10 protein-coding genes are annotated in these 15,939 nt (G+C 60.0%); 1 reads left to right on the top strand and 9 read right to left on the bottom strand.

Going from position 1 to position 15,939, the window contains the following annotated elements:
* Positions 1 to 8: 8 nt before the first annotated feature.
* From JNO48_03120 to JNO48_03140, 5 genes are all read right to left on the bottom strand, one after another.
* On the bottom strand, positions 9 to 737 hold the full coding sequence (locus JNO48_03120; GenBank protein ID QTE69666.1) for an RNA pseudouridine synthase: 729 nt from the start codon (positions 735 to 737) through the stop codon (positions 9 to 11).
* 49 nt (positions 738 to 786) lie between these two features.
* Positions 787 to 1,650: a class I SAM-dependent methyltransferase gene (locus JNO48_03125; protein ID QTE68917.1), complete on the bottom strand. Its 864-nt coding sequence runs from the start codon at positions 1,648 to 1,650 to the stop codon at positions 787 to 789.
* Positions 1,650 to 2,948, bottom strand: coding sequence for a hypothetical protein (locus JNO48_03130; GenBank protein QTE68918.1), 1,299 nt, complete (start codon positions 2,946 to 2,948; stop codon positions 1,650 to 1,652). Before JNO48_03130 ends, JNO48_03125 begins: the two co-directional genes overlap by 1 nt.
* Positions 2,949 to 2,978: 30 nt before the next feature.
* Positions 2,979 to 6,104: an isoleucine--tRNA ligase gene (locus tag JNO48_03135; GenBank protein ID QTE68919.1), complete on the bottom strand. Its 3,126-nt coding sequence runs from the start codon at positions 6,102 to 6,104 to the stop codon at positions 2,979 to 2,981.
* A gap of 107 nt (positions 6,105 to 6,211) precedes the next feature.
* The gene (locus tag JNO48_03140; protein ID QTE68920.1) at positions 6,212 to 8,854 is read right to left on the bottom strand and encodes an ABC transporter ATP-binding protein/permease; all 2,643 of its coding nucleotides are present in this window, start codon (positions 8,852 to 8,854) and stop codon (positions 6,212 to 6,214) included.
* A 189-nt stretch (positions 8,855 to 9,043) separates the two neighbouring features.
* On the opposite strand from JNO48_03140, the gene JNO48_03145 reads away from it, so the two are divergent.
* Entirely contained in the window at positions 9,044 to 9,712 is a 669-nt protein-coding gene (locus tag JNO48_03145) for a hypothetical protein (protein QTE68921.1), read from the top strand.
* 64 nt (positions 9,713 to 9,776) lie between these two features.
* On the opposite strand, the gene JNO48_03150 is transcribed toward JNO48_03145, so the two are convergent.
* From JNO48_03150 to JNO48_03165, 4 genes are read right to left on the bottom strand one after another with little or no spacing between them, the layout of a single operon-like run.
* Positions 9,777 to 10,748 carry a carbohydrate kinase family protein gene (locus JNO48_03150; protein QTE68922.1) on the bottom strand — a complete coding sequence of 324 codons (972 nt, stop codon included), beginning with the start codon at positions 10,746 to 10,748 and terminating at the stop codon, positions 9,777 to 9,779.
* A 41-nt stretch (positions 10,749 to 10,789) separates the two neighbouring features.
* Positions 10,790 to 12,160 carry a GGDEF domain-containing protein gene (locus JNO48_03155; GenBank protein ID QTE68923.1) on the bottom strand — a complete coding sequence of 457 codons (1,371 nt, stop codon included), beginning with the start codon at positions 12,158 to 12,160 and terminating at the stop codon, positions 10,790 to 10,792.
* Between the two features lie 38 nt (positions 12,161 to 12,198).
* A complete protein-coding gene (locus JNO48_03160) occupies positions 12,199 to 14,166 on the bottom strand; it encodes an ABC transporter ATP-binding protein (GenBank protein ID QTE68924.1) in 1,968 nt (655 codons plus the stop codon).
* On the bottom strand, positions 14,159 to 15,922 hold the full coding sequence (locus JNO48_03165) for an ABC transporter ATP-binding protein (protein ID QTE68925.1): 1,764 nt from the start codon (positions 15,920 to 15,922) through the stop codon (positions 14,159 to 14,161). Before JNO48_03165 ends, JNO48_03160 begins: the two co-directional genes overlap by 8 nt.
* Positions 15,923 to 15,939: the final 17 nt, after the last annotated feature.

A 15,939-nucleotide genomic window follows, 5' to 3' on the forward strand; every position in this document is an offset into this window, starting at 1 on the left:
TTCCCCCGTCACAGCAGTTCGTCGGTTTTCACCGGCGGGAATTTATCGAACTCCTCCAGCTTCTGCACAACCTCTTCCTGGATGTGGATCTGGTCGGGTTCCCGTTTCTCGTCAATATCTTCCGGAATCGTCAGCTGGTCCGCGTACAGGTTCCAGATGCTCCCGTCCGGCATGGCATGGAACGTCATGATTTCATGGCTCACCGGGTGCTCAAAGGTCAGCTTGTAGCCCCACAGGGCGATCTGCTGCCCGGCCATCCCGCTGCCGTACCGGTTGTCGCCCCACAGGGGCAGTCCGGCATTGCTCATCTGCGCCCGGATCTGGTGCTTCCGCCCCGTTTCCAGCCGGATGGCCACCAGGCTGGTTCCCTCCCGCCGGTCAATGCACCGGCCGTGCAGGATGGCCAGCTTGCTTCCTTTTTCGTCCGCCTCGCACACAACCTCCCGGTTCCGGATCTCATCGTGGATCAGGTAATCAGTCAGCGTAAAGGTGTCCGGCGCTTCGCCGACAGCCACACAGAGGTATTCCCGGCCCATATCATGCTCGCGCATCTGGGCGGACAGGCGGCCGGCTGCCTTGCTGGTGCGGGCGAAAACCATCAGCCCGCCCACCGGGCGGTCCAGCCGGTGCACCAGTCCGAGATATACGTTTCCGGGCTTGTGGTATTTCTCCCGGATGTATTCCTTCAGCAGCGTCAGGATGTCCGTATCCTGGGTATGGTCCGCCTGGGAAAGCATGTTCGGCGGTTTCACAGCCACCAGCACATGGTTGTCCTCGTACAGGATATCAGGCACGCTGCCACCTCCCGCTGGCGCCGCAGGGTAGCACCCCGCCGGTCGTCACCGGCAGGCAGAGTTCCTGGCTGTCCACATAACCGCCGTAGCGGTTCACCACGCACTTCGTCAGCATATTGCTCAGCACGCTGGCCTGGAAGCCGGTGGTATAGCTGTTGATCAGGAAGAATACCGGTTCTTCGGACAGCGCCTGCGCACTGGTTTCGATCAGTCCGTACAGCTCGTTCTCAAGCTTCCATACCTCGCCGGATGGTCCCCGCCCGTAGCTGGGCGGATCCATCAGGATGCCGTCATAGCGGTTCCCGCGGCGGATTTCCCGCTGCACGAAGCGCAGCGCGTCCTCCACGATCCACCGGAAGGAGGTCTCCGGCAGCCGGTTCAGCTCCCGGTTCTCCTTGGCCCAGCCGACCATGCCCTTGGCCGCGTCCACATGGGTCACATGCGCGCCTGCGGCCGCGCAGGCCAGCGTCGCCGCGCCGGTATAGCCGAACAGGTTCAGCACCCGCAGGTCCTTCCGCCCGTCCTTCCGGATCCGTTCGTCCATCCAGTCCCAGTTTGCCGCCTGTTCCGGAAACAGCCCCGTATGCTTGAATCCCGTCGGGCGCACATAGAAGGACAGGTCGCCGTGGCGCACCGTCCATCTCTCCGGCAGCTTCTGCAGGAATTCCCATTCCCCGCCGCCGCGGTCGCTGCGGTGATAATGCGCCTGGGCCTGTTTCCACAGCCGCTCATCGGCCTTCGGCCAGATGGTCTGCGGGTCCGGTCGGCGCAGGATCACCCTGCCCCACCGCTCCAGCTTCTCGCCGTCGCCGGTGTCAATCACCTCATAGTCCGTCCATGAATCCGCTAAAAACATCACGGTTCTCCCAGCATATCTTCGTTCAGTCGGATCAGTGCTTCCACAACATCCTGGCAGTACAGGCGGTCCAGTCCGCCGAGCGCCGGATCGTTTTCCACATACTCCCGCAGCGCGCCCGGATCTCCCATGGCCGCCCGGGCCGCCAGCCGGTTGGCGACGTCAATTTCCGCCATTGTCTCCGCCAGCGCGTCCGGAATCCGGATTCCGCGTTCCTCTGCTTCGCCGTCCTTCAGGCACAGGGTCGTTTCAATCACCGCTTCCCGCGGCAGCTGCGGCATTTCCCCACCGTTCCTCCGGGTCACAGCCGGATAATCGCCCGTCTCCTTCCGGATCAGGGCCAGGGCCAGCCGCATCGGCCGGATGGGCGGCGCCTTGGAAAGAAGCAGCAGCTGCGCCATTGCGCCTTCCCCGGCGTCCGCGCCCTGCTCCCGCACCGTGTTCATATACAGGATGCGTTCCTTCCGCCGTTCCACGGTCTCGCCGAATTCCGGTTTCTCATCCGGAATATAGTCCGGCTGGGCCGGCAAAAACTCCGCATGGTCCGTCACATCCCCCGCAGGGACCGCGTCCCACCATCCAAGCCACCGCCGGCTGAGGCTTCCGAGCTCCCCGTTTGCCGCCGCCTTTTTCAGTTTCGGCATCAGGTCGCCCGCGCCGTCCCGGATTTCCGTCAGGAATGCGAATCCGGGCAGTCCGGCGGTTTCCGCCTTCAGGTTTTCCGGCGTGATCTGCAGCCTTTTCGCGTACGTGTCCACGCCGTTGGCGCCCTTCATGGGCGTCCGTCCCATTCCGAAGCACCGATATCCCCGGTTCAGGAATACCGCGGTGGTCCGGGCCATGGGCTGTCCCAGGTTGATCACAACCGTCCCGGGGCAGTACGTATCTATATCATCGCACAGGCGCATAACCGCCTTTCCGGCACGCAGCGCATGCATCAGGCCCTCGATTCCGCCGTTGACCCGCGCCTGGTCCGTCAGTCCCGGATTGTCCTCGTCATCGCTCCCCAGTGCGTTCCGGTCCATAAAGAACCGGCTCGCGGCCTGGGGATCCCCGGCGTAGATCACGCAGTCCGCATCCCGCAGGACTTCCCCGCGTTCCGCGCTGACCGTGATTCCGCCGCGGGCTCCGGCTTTGCGGAAAACGGCTTCCCCGTAGCCCTGCAGCACGTCGCGCATGGCCGGGTTAGTTTCCTCTGCAAAGACGTCTGCGTCCGTTTCCTTTCCGGCAAACAGCAGGTCCGCCAGCAGGGCGGGCAGGAGCATCGGGATGTCCTGCCCGATCAGTGCGATCTTCATGGTTTTCCTTTCCTTGTCCTGCCGCGCGGCTTATGCCTTCTGCACCGCCAGCACGGCCTTCTTGCCGTTGATATCCCACTGCTGCCCGGCAGCGCCTTCCGGCGCCTTTCCGCGTGTGATGGAAGTGGCCAGGGTGGTCCGTCCGATCATGTCCCGGTACTCTTCCAGCGCGGCAGCCAGTTCGTCGTCGCATTCATAGTACAGGCTGATGCGGTCCGTCACTTCGAACCCGGTGTCCTTGCGCATGGTCTGCACCTTCGAAATGACCTCACGGGCATAACCTTCCCGGATCAGCGCGTCGCTCAGGTTCGTATCCAGCACCACGGTCACGCCGCGGTCTTCCGCCGCGATGAAGCCGGGCTTGTTCATGGGCGTGGTCAGCACGTCGTCCTTGCCCAGCTTCACTTCGGTATCATCGATCATGAAGGAGACTTCCTCTCCCCGGTTGAAGGCGTCCACCGCGTCGTTGCCGTCCATCTGCGCCAGGTACTGGCCGATTTTGCCCAGCAGCTTGCCGTACTTCGGTCCAAGCGTCCGCATCTGCGGCTTTAGCTGGTAGGTGGTGAAGGCGCGTGCGTCATCGGTGAAGATCACTTCCTTCACGTTCAGCTCGTCCTCGCACAGCTCCTGGTAGGCCTTCTCAAACTTCGCGCCCTTCACATACAGCTTCTGCACGGGCTGGCGCACCTTCAGGTTCGCGGTGTTGCGGCAGACACGGCCCAGCTGGATGGCTTCCACCAGGGCGTCCATCTGCTCTTCGATATCCGGGTTCACCGCGGCTTTGTCGCTCACCGGGAAATCGCACAGATGCACGCTCTCCGGTGCGCCGGGCACGTTGTTCACCACCAGGTTCTGGTAGATCTCTTCTGACAGGAACGGGATAAACGGCGCGCTCAGCTTCGCGAAGGTCACCAGCACGTGGTACAGTGTGGCGAAAGCGGCTTCCTTGTCGCCGGCCATTCCCTTGCCCCAGAACCGTTCACGGCCCCGGCGCACATACCAGTTGCTCAGTTCGTCCACGAATTCTTCCAGTTTGTTGGCGCTTTCCGTAATCCGGTAGTTCGCCAGGTCATCGTCCACACGGGCGATCAGGGTATTCAGCTTGCTCAGGATCCAGCGGTCCATCAACGTCAGCTCGGTCTTTTCCAGCGGATGCGCCAGCGGGTCAAACCCGTCGATCTGGGCATACATGGCAAAGAAGGCGTAGGTATTCTGCAGCGTTGCCAGGAATTTCCGCTGTCCTTCCTGCACGGCCTCCTCGCTGAAACGCTTGGGCAGCCACGGTGCAGAAGTGGTGTAGTAATACCAGCGCACCGCGTCCGCGCCGAATTTATCCAGCACGTCAAAGGGATTCACCACATTCCCCAGGTGCTTGGACATCTTGCGGCCCTCGGCATCCTGCGTGTGGCCCATGACGATACAGTTCCGGAAGGGAGCCCGGTCAAACAGCAGGGTGGAGATCGCTTCCAGGGTGTAGAACCATCCGCGGGTCTGGTCGATGGCTTCGGAGATGAAATCCGCGGGGAAGTTGCTCTCGAACATCTCCTTGTTTTCAAAGGGATAGTGCCACTGCGCGAAGGGCATGCTGCCGGAGTCGTACCAGCAGTCGATAACCTCCTTCACCCGGTGCATTTCCCTGCCGCATTCAGGGCAGCGGATGGTCACCGCGTCGATGAAGGGACGGTGCAGCTCGATATCCGGGCCGGGATCGGTAACAGCCATTTCCCGCAGTTCCCTGATGGAACCGATTACGTGCATGTGGCCTTCCTCGCACTTCCATACCGGCAGGGGCGTGCCCCAGTAGCGTTCCCGGCTGAGGCCCCAGTCGATCACGTTCTCCAGGAAGTTGCCCATCCGGCCGTCCTTGATGTTGTCCGGCAGCCAGTTCACAGTCCGGTTGTTGCGCACCAGGTTGTCCCGCAGTGCGGTCATCTTGATGAACCAGGTGGGACGGGCGTAGTACAGCAGGGGCGTGTCGCAGCGCCAGCAGAAAGGATAGTCATGAGCAAAGGGCACCGCTGCAAACAGCAGGTCCTTTTCTTTCAGATCTTTCAGGATCACGGGGTCCGCGTCCTTCACAAACATGCCGGCCCACGGGGTTCCTTCCACAAACTTGCCCTGGGTATCCACCAGGTTGACGAAGGGCATGTTGTTCTCCCGGCAGACCCGGTTGTCATCCTCACCGAAGGCGGGAGCGATATGTACGATGCCGGTACCGTCTTCCATGGTGACGTAGTCATCGCACAGCACAATCCAGGCGCCCTTGATATCCCCGGCATAGGGGAACAGGGGTTCGTATTCCATCCCCTTCAGATCGGTGCCGGTGCACTCGGATTCAAAGGCCAGTTCCTGTCCCTCGAATACCTTTTCGGTCAGGGCTTTGGCCATGATGTATTTCTTTCCGTCCGGCGCGGTGAACTTCACGTAGGTGTCCCGCGGGTTTACGCACAGCGCCAGGTTGCTCGGCAGGGTCCACGGGGTGGTGGTCCAGGCCAGCAGGTAGGTGTTTTCCTCGCCCTTCACGGCAAAGCGGACAAACGCGGAGGTTTCCTTCACGTTCTTGTAGCCCTGGGCCACTTCGTGGCTGGACAGGGCGGTTCCGCAGCGCGGGCAGTAGGGCACGATCTTGTGTCCCTGGTACAGCAGTCCCTTTTCATGGATCTGCTTCAGGCTCCACCACTCGCTCTCGATATAGTTGTTTTCATAGGTGATATAGGGATGCTCCATGTCCACCCAGTAGGCAACCTGGTCGGACATTTTTTCCCACTCGTGCAGGTATTTCCACACGCTCTTCTTGCATTCGCTGATGAACGGCTCGATACCGTACTGCTCGATCTGGGGCTTGCCGTCCAGACCCAGCGCCTTTTCGACCTCCAGCTCCACCGGCAGGCCGTGGGTATCCCATCCGGCCTTGCGCAGAACGCTCTTTCCCTTCATGGTCTGGTACCGCGGGATCAGGTCCTTGATGGCCCGGGTTTCCACGTGGCCGATATGCGGCTTGCCGTTGGCGGTCGGCGGACCGTCAAAGAATGTAAAATGCTCGTTTCCGTCCCGGTGATGGAAGGACTTGCGGACGATGTCCTTCTCCTTCCACATTTCAGTAACCTGCTTTTCCCGGGCTACAAAGTTCATGTCTGTCGCAACCTTGTGATACATAACCCTACGCCTCCTGTGTATTTGCCAACCTTATATACTTCTCCGGTATTTCGGATATTTCCTGCTGTCCGGCCCCGCGGGCCGCTCTTTCCTTTTCCCGGCCCGGATCACTCGCTTCGGAGTGCCACCACCGGATCCTTCCTTGCCGCGATCCGCGACGGGATAATCCCGGCGATCAGTGTCAGCGCCATCGATATCAGCACCAGGATCACCGCGCCTGCCGGAGGCAGCTGCGCGATTCCGGTAATGCCCGTCACACCCTGCAGGATGATGTTCACCAGCAGCACCAGCAGCAGTGTCACACCGATGCCGATTGCCCCGGCCGTAAAGCCGATAATCAGCGTTTCAGCGTTGAATACCCGGGAGATATCCTTCCGGGACGCGCCGATAGACCGCAGGATACCGATCTCCTTGGTCCGCTCCAGCACGCTGATGTAGGTGATAATCCCGATCATGATCGAAGATACCACCAGGCTGATCGCCACAAAGGCAATCAGCACATAGCTGATCGCGTTGATAATCGTGGTTACGGACGACATCAGCAGCCCGACGTAGTCCGTATACCGGATTATCTGCTCGTCCGCTGCCTCCGCGTTGTACCGGTCGATGATCTCCGTCACCCGCTCCTTGGCTTCAAAATCCCGCGGGTAGATGTAGATCGCGCTCGGGCTGTCCGCGTCGCTGACGCCCAGCGTCTTCAGGTTCTTCCCGGCGGAGCCTTCCACACCGGCAGCCCCGCTCTGGGCCATCAGCCGGCGGATCATATCCTTGTTCAGCATTTTCCGGTAGGCGGCCGGAATCGTGTCCGCGCTGATCAGTCCCATTTCTTCCAGCTTTGCCAGGAACTCATCCGTTTCCATTTCATCCAGCATTGCCAGGATTTCATCCATCCCGCCGGCAAACGGCATTCCCGTAAAAACGTCGATGTTCGGCTTTTCCTGCTGTTCCCGCACAATCTCGCTCTGCGCGACCTGTGCGAGCAGGTATTTCATCAGCTCCGGCCGGTATCCGATTGCCCCGGTTGCTGAGGTCGCCACCGCGTCCCCGGACGGGCGGATGATCCCGACCACCCGGATTTCCAGGGCTTCTTCCAGCTTCCGTGCAATGTAGCCGGCGTCGTCCCGCCGGTCTGCCCATCCGCTGCCGTCACGTTCAAAGTAATCCGTGTTTACCATCAGCCTGAACCGCATCGCCATCAGCTCGTCATAGGTATATTCCTTTTCCTCGCTTTCGATGGCGTTTCCCTGCATCAGCTCGTTGAACTGGCCCCGCAGTTCCGCCTGGTCCTTCAGTCCCAGGGAATACAGCGTGTAGTCGCTCAGCTCATTCCGGCTGTTCACGATCAGCACCACTTCATCCATCTTTTCCGGCATCCGGCCTGCCAGAATGTCATACTGGGCCTTCAGCAGTTCCGGATTGTCCAGCAGTGCGTCAAATACGTTCATACGCCGCATGGACGCGTTCATCATCGTGTCCTGGAATCCCGTTGCGGCGGATGCGTTCACCATATCCATCATGCCGGTTGCGCTCATCGCCGTGGAAGGATTCACCTGCATGATGTGTTCCGGATCATCCGTCCGGTAAATCGTCAGCGGGGTATCATACTCGTACTCAATTCCGGATACCAGCTCCTGGATCCCGTTCCCGGGATCATCGATGAACGCTTTCAGGCTTTTCAGGTCATTGGTCGCGATCCCGCTCATCCACGCGCTCATCAGCTGGGTCATCCGGCTGCCGGAGTACACCTTCCCGTCTTCATGCTCCCGGGCGTCCTTCCGGATATCCATCAGCGACGCCATCGTGTCCGACATGTCCACCGTCTGCAGGTCAATCTCAATCGGATACGAGGACAGCGCATCCCGCTGCACCCGGTCGATATAATTATTCACCCCGTTCGACAGGCTCATGATCAGTGCGATGCCGATAATCCCGATGGATCCGGCAAATGCCGTCAGGAGGGTCCGTCCCTTCTTGGTCAGCAGGTTGTTCAGGCTCAGTCCCAGTGCTGTCCGGAAGCTCATGGACGTTTTCTGTTTCCGCTCCCCGGGTTCCGGCTTCTCCATACTGTCCGTCTTCCCGCCGCCGGTATCGCTTATCACTTTCCCGTCCAGCAGCCGGATCGTGCGGGTCGCGTATTTTTCCGCCAGGTCCGGGTTATGGGTGACCATAATCACCAGCTTGTCCCGGGCGATCTCCCGCAGGATGTCCATCACCTGCAGGCTGGTTTCGCTGTCCAGCGCGCCGGTCGGTTCATCCGCCAGCAGGATATCCGGGTCGTTCACCAGTGCCCGGGCAATTGCCACCCGCTGCATCTGGCCGCCGCTCATCTCGTTGGGGCGTTTCTTCAGCTGGTCTCCCAGTCCGACCCGTTCCAGCACTTCCGTCGCGCGCCTCCGCCGTTCCTCCCGGCTCACGCCGGCTAGCGTCAGCGCCAATTCCACGTTGGCCAGAACCGTCTGGTGCGGAATCAGGTTGTAGCTCTGGAACACAAATCCGATCGAATGATTCCGGTATACATCCCAGTCCTTTTCCCTGAACTGCTTCGTGCTCCGGCCGTTGATCAGCAGGTCGCCCGTCGTATACCGGTCCAGTCCGCCGATGATATTCAGCAAGGTGGTCTTCCCGCATCCGGACGGACCGAGAATGGCAGCAAACTCACTTTCCCCGAATTCCAGATCAATACCGCGCAGGGCTTCCACCCGGGTGTTTCCTGCTGCGTAATCCTTTGTAATTCCCCGTAAAGTCAGCATGCTTCCATCCACCCCCTTTCGTACAATGCGTATAGATATGATATTTTATCACAAACATATGCGGTTAAGCAATGATTTATTGCTTCACTGTGATAGAGGGAAAATGCGATCCGCGGCGAATAGAACAATAGACGCTTTATTTTCATACGACCGGCGGGTCCGGGCTTTGTCCCGGAAGGAGGAACCGATATGCTGCAGTTCTGGGGAGACGGTTCTCAGCAGGCAAAAGACCTGGTCAGTGCCATCCGGGTCCGGAGCACGGAGAATTTCAACTGGACCTTCATTTTTATCCTGGCAGTGGTTTTCTACATTTACTGGTCCGAAATCCACAAAAAGAACACCGAAGTGGTATGTGCCGGCCTTGCGCTGTACGCCGTTCACTGGCTGTATGAGATCTGCAATGCGGTCATCGGCCATTTTGCCGGTTACCCTCTCTGGTCGGTGTCCAACGAATCCACCACGTTTATCCTGCTCATCGGCGTCTGCTGGGAACTTTCCATGATGTTCTCCGTCGCCGGTATGATTTCGTTCAAGATGCTGCCGCAGGACCGTACAAAGCGGTATTTCGCCCGCGGCGGAAAGGGCGGCGTCAGCTGCCGGCTTGTCGGTGCCCTGGAGATGGCGCTTCTCTTCGCGCTCTTTGAATCCTTCCTGGCCGGCACCTCCAACCATTCGTTCATCTGGGTTTATCCGTGGTGGGGCGTCATTCCGGTTTTCATCACGACCTATGTCCCGTTCTTCCTGGCCAGCAACTATATCCCGGATCTGGAGCCGAAAAAACGGAAAACCGTGCTGATCACGCTGTGGGCCCTGGTGGCCGTCCTGCTGGCGTTCCTGATCCCCCTCGGAATCATCTGATCCGCTGCCTGCACAGAAAAGAGGGCGCCTTCCGGCGTCCTCTTCTTCATATCATCACGGACTGTCATTTTCCGCAAACCTGTTTCTTCAGCTCCGTGTACCGGGCTATGGGTTCATCCGCGGACCGGATTCCCTGGTTTGCCCCCGCAGTTTCCACAATGCAGGAGGCCGCCGCGCAGGCAAACAGCCCGCAGTCTGCCGGCGTCATTCTCCGGCTCAGCCCGTACACAAAACCGGCGGCAAACGCGTCCCCGGCCCCGGTGGTATCCACCGCCCGGGATACGGGATATGCCGGCAGCTCCAGCAGCTCATCCCGGGTGGCAATCACACACCCCCGCGCGCCGCGCTTGATCACCGCGCATCCCACGCCGGCCTCCGTAAACAGCCGTGCGTTTTTCCGTGCGTCCGCCTCGCCGGTCAGCAGTTCTGCCTCCGCCTCATTCGGGAAAATATAATCGATCATGGGCAGGATGCCGCGGAGGTCCTCCAGTTTTTCCCCGTTCTTGGCCTTCGTCATGTCGGCGCACAGGATCCTTCCCGGCTTCTTCCGCGCTTCCGCGACAACCGCTTCCATCGCCGGAATGTCCATCTCCCGGGATACAAACATTCCCGGAAAACATATGATATCACCGGCGGACGCCAGGAACGGCAGGTAATCCTCCCGGCGGATCCGCCGCATGCTTCCGTGCGGATCCGTCAGGAAATACCGTTCTCCCTGCGGGTCAACCAGCACGATGTTCACGCTCGTCGGCGCATCCGCCGCGCGGTTGATTCCGGCACCGGAAATGCCTTCCTTTTCCAGGAAACGAACCAGTCGGTCTCCCGTTTCATCCTGCCCGACGCTGGATATCAGTTCCACATGCGCCCCGAGCCTGCGCAGCACGACCGCTTCGTTCAGTGCGTCCCCGCCGTACGCAATGCGGATATCCTCCATCGGCAGGGAGCCGGTATGCAGCTTTCCGAAATCCACCGGGCGGGTCGTCACATCCACGTTGACCGGCCCGAAAACGGAAATCTTTTCCTCCGGATATTCCATGCCTGCTCCTGTTCCGCCTTCGGGTTCCCCGACGGCGTTTTTTATTCCCCGTATATCCGGCAGCCCAGCTTGCCGTTCTGTTTCATCTGCAGCAGGGCTTTGTCCGCGTCCTTCAGGATGTCCGGTCCCGGGTTTTCCCGGTCCCAGAACGCGGCGCCGACGCTCACGGAGATCGGCGGCATTCCCTTCCGCCGCTCCTTCACCAGTTCCTCGTTGATTTCATCAATTTTCAGCTTGATATCCTCGGACTGGGCACTTCCGGTGTTCTTCATGATAATCACGAATTCGTCCCCGCCGATCCGGCTGATATGGTCTTCCTTCCGGAATTTGGACCCGATGGTTTCCGTCACGCGGCGAAGCACACGGTCGCCCACGTCATGGCCGTATACGTCGTTGTAGTGCTTGAAGCCGTCCACGTCGACAATTGCAATGCCGATCCGGTCATTCCGGCACCGGTCATACTCCCTGTCGAACGCTGCCCGGTTGTATACGCCGGTCAGCGCGTCATGGGTCGCCGAGTATTCCAGCTCCTCCTGCTTTTCCGTACTGTCCCGCAGTACCTCGTTATAAACCCGGGCAAGGTTGCGCATCTCAAAGCTTCCCTGCTCCGGAATCTCTTCCCGGTTGTCCAGGTTGCTCACGCTCCGGTTGATCGGCAGGATAATCAACAGCAGGTTGGACAGCATCGCCAGCACCGCGATCACCAGGAAAATCACCCCGAATGTCCGGAGCAGCAGCAGTTCCTGCCGTATCCGGGCGGTGGTCACGCCCATCTGCTGCTGAACCGTTTCGGAAGCGGCCCGGTGGCTGGCATCCACGCGGTCGGACAGCCGGCTCCGGATTGCGCTGTAATCCGTCCGGTCCAGGATCTCCTGCGCCTTTGCAAGCTTCTGTTCCGCGTCCAGTATAGCGTCTTCCGGGCGGATTTCCGTTCCGGCAAATTCCGCCGGGTAGGAACCCAGGCTCACCGGCAGCGTTTCCGCCTTCAGGCGCATGGCGTAGGCGTCCTGCTCCGCCAGTGTCCGGAAAGCTTCCACCGCTTCCTCCAGGTACCGGTCCGAAGCAGCGGTGCCTTGGGCTCCCGCCGCTCCGCTGCCGTCAAGCTGCCGGCGGATCACGTCCATCTGGCTGTAGAAGGCCATCACATGGGCGGGGTCCCCCGTCTGCAGGAAGCTGCGGCTCTCGCTCAGCATGCTGCCGGAAAACTCCTCAATCATCCCGGCGTCCTGCTGGGTGTTGATGTACTTTCCCGTCTCTTCGATCAGCTGCTGGTACGCGGAATTCAGCCGGTTCGTGGCAATGATTATGCCGATCGAACCGATCACGGTCACCGCAAGCAGCACGATATTCACCCGGCTCAGCCTGATGCCGTGCCGGGCCGCACCGGACAGCCTGTCCCGAATGGCTCCCACGTTCGTCCCTCTTTTCAGTTTTCCGGGTCCCTCTGTGCTTACTCCAGTTCAAACGCGCCGGTATAGAGCTGGTAATACTGCCCCTTCTCGGCAATCAGCTGGTCATGGCTGCCCCGCTCGATAATCCGGCCATGGTCCAGCACCATAATCACGTCGCTGTTCTGTACGGTGGAAAGGCGGTGGGCAATCACAAATACCGTCCGTCCCTGCATCAGCCGGTCCATGCCGCGCTGCACGAGCGCTTCTGTCCGGGTATCGATGGAGGAAGTTGCTTCATCCAGGATCATCACCGGCGGATCCGCCACGGCCGCCCGGGCGATGGAAATCAGCTGGCGCTGTCCCTGGCTCAGTCCGCTTCCGTCTCCCTTGAGCACGGTGTTGTAGCCGTCCGGAAGGCGGGTGATAAAGTCATCCGCGTTCGCCAGCTTTGCCGCGGCAATGCACTCCTCGTCCGTGGCATCCAGCTTGCCGTAGCGGATGTTGTCCATCACGGTGCCGGTAAACAGGTTCACATCCTGCAGCACCACACCCAGGCTCCGCCGCAGGTCATTCTTGCAGATCTTGTTGATGTTGATCCCGTCATAGCGGATCTTGCCGTCCGCAATGTCGTAGAACCGGTTGATCAGGTTGGTGATGGTTGTCTTGCCCGCGCCGGTTGCGCCGACAAACGCCACCTTCTGCCCGGGCCGCGCATACAGCGTAATATCATGCAGTACGGGTTTCTCCGGTTCATAGGCAAAATCCACATGTTCCATCACCACGTCGCCGCTCAGCCGGGTATAGGTCACGGAGCCGTCGGCGCTGTGGGGATGCTTCCATGCCCACAGTCCGGTGTGTTCCTCCGTCTCAACCAGTTCGCCGTCCACCTCGCGCGCGTTCACCAGATGCACATAGCCCGCGTCCGCTTCCGGTGCCTCATCCATCAGGGCGAAGATCCGGCCCGCGCCTGCCACGGCCATAGCGATGAAGTTGATCTGCTGTGCCATCTGGTTGATCGGCTGCATGAAGTTCCGGCTCAGGGTCAGGAACGCCGCGATATTGCCCAGCGTCAGGGTGCCCATGCCGGCCAGGCTCAGGTTGCCCATGCCGGCAATCGCCATCGCGCCGCCCGCGATCGCGAGCACCACATACAGCAGGTGGCCCATGTTGTTGTTCACCGGGCCGAGGATGTTGCCCAGCTTATTCGCCTCGGTGGCGTTTTCGGTCAGCTCATCGTTCAGCTCATCAAACTCTTCCTTGGCTTCCGGCTCATGGTTGAATACCTTCACGACCTTCTGGCCATTCACCATTTCCTCAATATAGCCGTTCAGGGAAGCCAGCGATGTCTGCTGCTTCACAAAATACTTGGCGCTTCCGGATCCGATCTTCATCGTGACCTTCAGCATCACCATCGTTCCGATGATGATCAGGATCGTCAGCCACACGCTGCAGCGCAGCATCGAGATCAGCACCACCACCAGCGTGATGATGGATGAAATGCTCTGGGGGAGCACCTGGCTCACCATCTGCCGGAGCGTATCGGTATCGTTCGTGTAATGGCTCATGACCTCGCCGTGGGTATGCGTGTCAAAGTACCGGATCGGCAGTGTCTGCATATGGTCGAACATTTCATCCCGCACCTTGCGCAGTACACTCTGGCTGACAACCGCCATAATCCGGGCCTGCACATAGACGGCCGCAATGGCCAGCAGGTACAGCGCCGCCATTCTCAGGATTGCCGCAAGCAGGGGGCTGAAATCCTGGCTGCCGGATGCCAGCATCGGGGTGATATGGTCATCGATGATGGTTCCGAGGAAAGTAGCCGCTGCGGCGGTAGCCACCGCGTTGAGGATGATGCAGCACATCACCACCAGCAGGCGGGGCCAGTACGGCTTCACGTATCCCATCAGGCGCTTCAGGGATTCCTTGTTGATCGGCTGGCGGGGACCCATTGCCCGCGGTCCCCGGGGACCGCCGCCCATGTTCTGGGACGGCTGCCTCTGCGGGCGCCTTTTCTGCTCACTCATGATCCTCGCCTCCCTTCGTCTGGGAATCATGGACCTCGCGGTAGATTTCGCAGCGTGCAAGCAGTTCCTCATGGGTGCCTGCGTCAACCACCCGGCCGTTGTCCAGCACGATGATCAGGTCTGCGTCCTTCACGGATGCCACCCGCTGCGCGATGATCAGTTTGGTTGTGTCGGGAATGTAGCTGCGGAAGCCCGCGCGGATCAGGGAATCCGTCTTGGTGTCCACTGCGCTGGTGCTGTCGTCCAGGATCAGGATCTTCGGCTTTTTCAGCAGGGCCCGCGCAATGCACAGCCGCTGCTTCTGTCCGCCGGACACGTTCGTGCCGCCCTGCTCAATCCAGGTGTCATACTTGTCCGGGAAATCCTGGATAAAGGAATCCGCCTGGGCCAGCCGGCACGCTTCCTCGATTTCCGCATCCGTCGCATTCTCGTTGCCCCAGCGCAGGTTGTCCTTGATCGTCCCGCTGAACAGTTCATTCTTCTGCAGTACCATGGCCACGCTGTCCCGCAGCGCAGTCAGGTCATATTTCCGCGTGTCAATTCCACCGACGCGCACCGCGCCGTCCTTCACGTCATACAGGCGCGGAATCAGCTGCACCATCGAGGACTTGCCGCTGCCGGTACCGCCCAGGATGCCCACCACCGCGCCGGACGGGATGTGCACGTCGATATCGCTCAGCGTATCCCGTTCGCTCCGGCTGGCGTAGCTGAAATTCACATGGTCAAAGTCGATGGATCCGTCCCGGATCTCCGTTACCGCGTCCTCCGGGGAAACAATGTCCGTCTTCTCGTCCAGCACTTCCACAATCCGCTGTGCGGAGGCCCGGCTCATGGTGATCATCAGGAAAACCATGGATACCATCATCAGGCTGGACAGGATCTGGATCACATAGGTAATCAGGCTCATCAGCTGGCCGGTGGTCATGCCGGCGGCCGGGTTGTTGCCCGAAGCGATGATTGCCTTCGCGCCCAGCCAGGAAATCAGCAGCGTGCAGGTGTAGATGCACACCATCATCAGCGGTGACATCAGCGCGATGTTCTTCTCCGCCTTGATGAAATCCCGGTAGATGGATCCGGATATCCCGTTGAACTTTTCCACCTCGTAGTCTTCGCGCACGAAGCTCTTCACCACGCGCACGCCGCGGAGGTTTTCCTGCACCACATTGTTCAGCTTGTCGTAGGTCTGGAACACCCGGCGGAAAATCGGGTGCGTCCGCGTCATGATCAGAGCGATTCCCAGTGCCAGCACCGGAATGGTATACACAAACACCATGGAAATCCGGGCGTTGATCGTCATCGCCATGATCATGGAGAAAATCAGCGTCAGCGGTGCCCGCACCGCCATGCGCAGGATCATCTGGAAGCTGTTCTGCACATTGCTCACGTCGGTCGTCAGCCGGGTAATGATGGAGCTGGTGCTGAATTTGTCAATATTGGAAAAGGAGTAATCCTGGATGGTGTAGTACATGTCATGCCGCAGGTTCCGGGCAAACCCGGCGGAGGCGACAGCCGCCATCCGGCCGCTCATCACGCCGGATACCAGCGAAACAAACGCGGTCACCAGCAGGGCTCCTCCGTACAGCAGGATGTTTTCCATGCTGCCGCTGCCGCCGTTGCCCTGGATACCCCGGTCGATCAGCCAGCTCATAATCAGCGGAATCAGCGCTTCCATTGCCACCTCGCCCACCATAAACAGGGGCGTGGCAACGGCCTGCCTCTTGTATTGGCGGACCCTTGCCGCCAGTTTCTTGATCATCGGCTTTGTTTCCTTCC

It is taken from the genome of Clostridiales bacterium (assembly GCA_017569285.1).
Lineage (GTDB): Bacteria > Bacillota > Clostridia > Christensenellales > Aristaeellaceae > Aristaeella.

Excerpts from the sequence above, each read along its gene's own strand:
- JNO48_03120 (QTE69666.1), bottom strand. The coding sequence starts at position 737 with ATGCTTTCCCAGGCGGACCATACCCAGGATACGGACATCCTGACGCTG.
- JNO48_03125 (QTE68917.1), bottom strand. The coding sequence starts at position 1,650 with ATGTTTTTAGCGGATTCATGGACGGACTATGAGGTGATTGACACCGGC.
- JNO48_03130 (QTE68918.1), bottom strand. The coding sequence starts at position 2,948 with ATGAAGATCGCACTGATCGGGCAGGACATCCCGATGCTCCTGCCCGCC.
- JNO48_03135 (QTE68919.1), bottom strand. The coding sequence starts at position 6,104 with ATGTATCACAAGGTTGCGACAGACATGAACTTTGTAGCCCGGGAAAAG.
- JNO48_03140 (QTE68920.1), bottom strand. The coding sequence starts at position 8,854 with ATGCTGACTTTACGGGGAATTACAAAGGATTACGCAGCAGGAAACACC.
- JNO48_03145 (QTE68921.1), top strand. The coding sequence starts at position 9,044 with ATGCTGCAGTTCTGGGGAGACGGTTCTCAGCAGGCAAAAGACCTGGTC.
- JNO48_03150 (QTE68922.1), bottom strand. The coding sequence starts at position 10,748 with ATGGAATATCCGGAGGAAAAGATTTCCGTTTTCGGGCCGGTCAACGTG.
- JNO48_03160 (QTE68924.1), bottom strand. The coding sequence starts at position 14,166 with ATGAGTGAGCAGAAAAGGCGCCCGCAGAGGCAGCCGTCCCAGAACATG.
- JNO48_03165 (QTE68925.1), bottom strand. The coding sequence starts at position 15,922 with ATGATCAAGAAACTGGCGGCAAGGGTCCGCCAATACAAGAGGCAGGCC.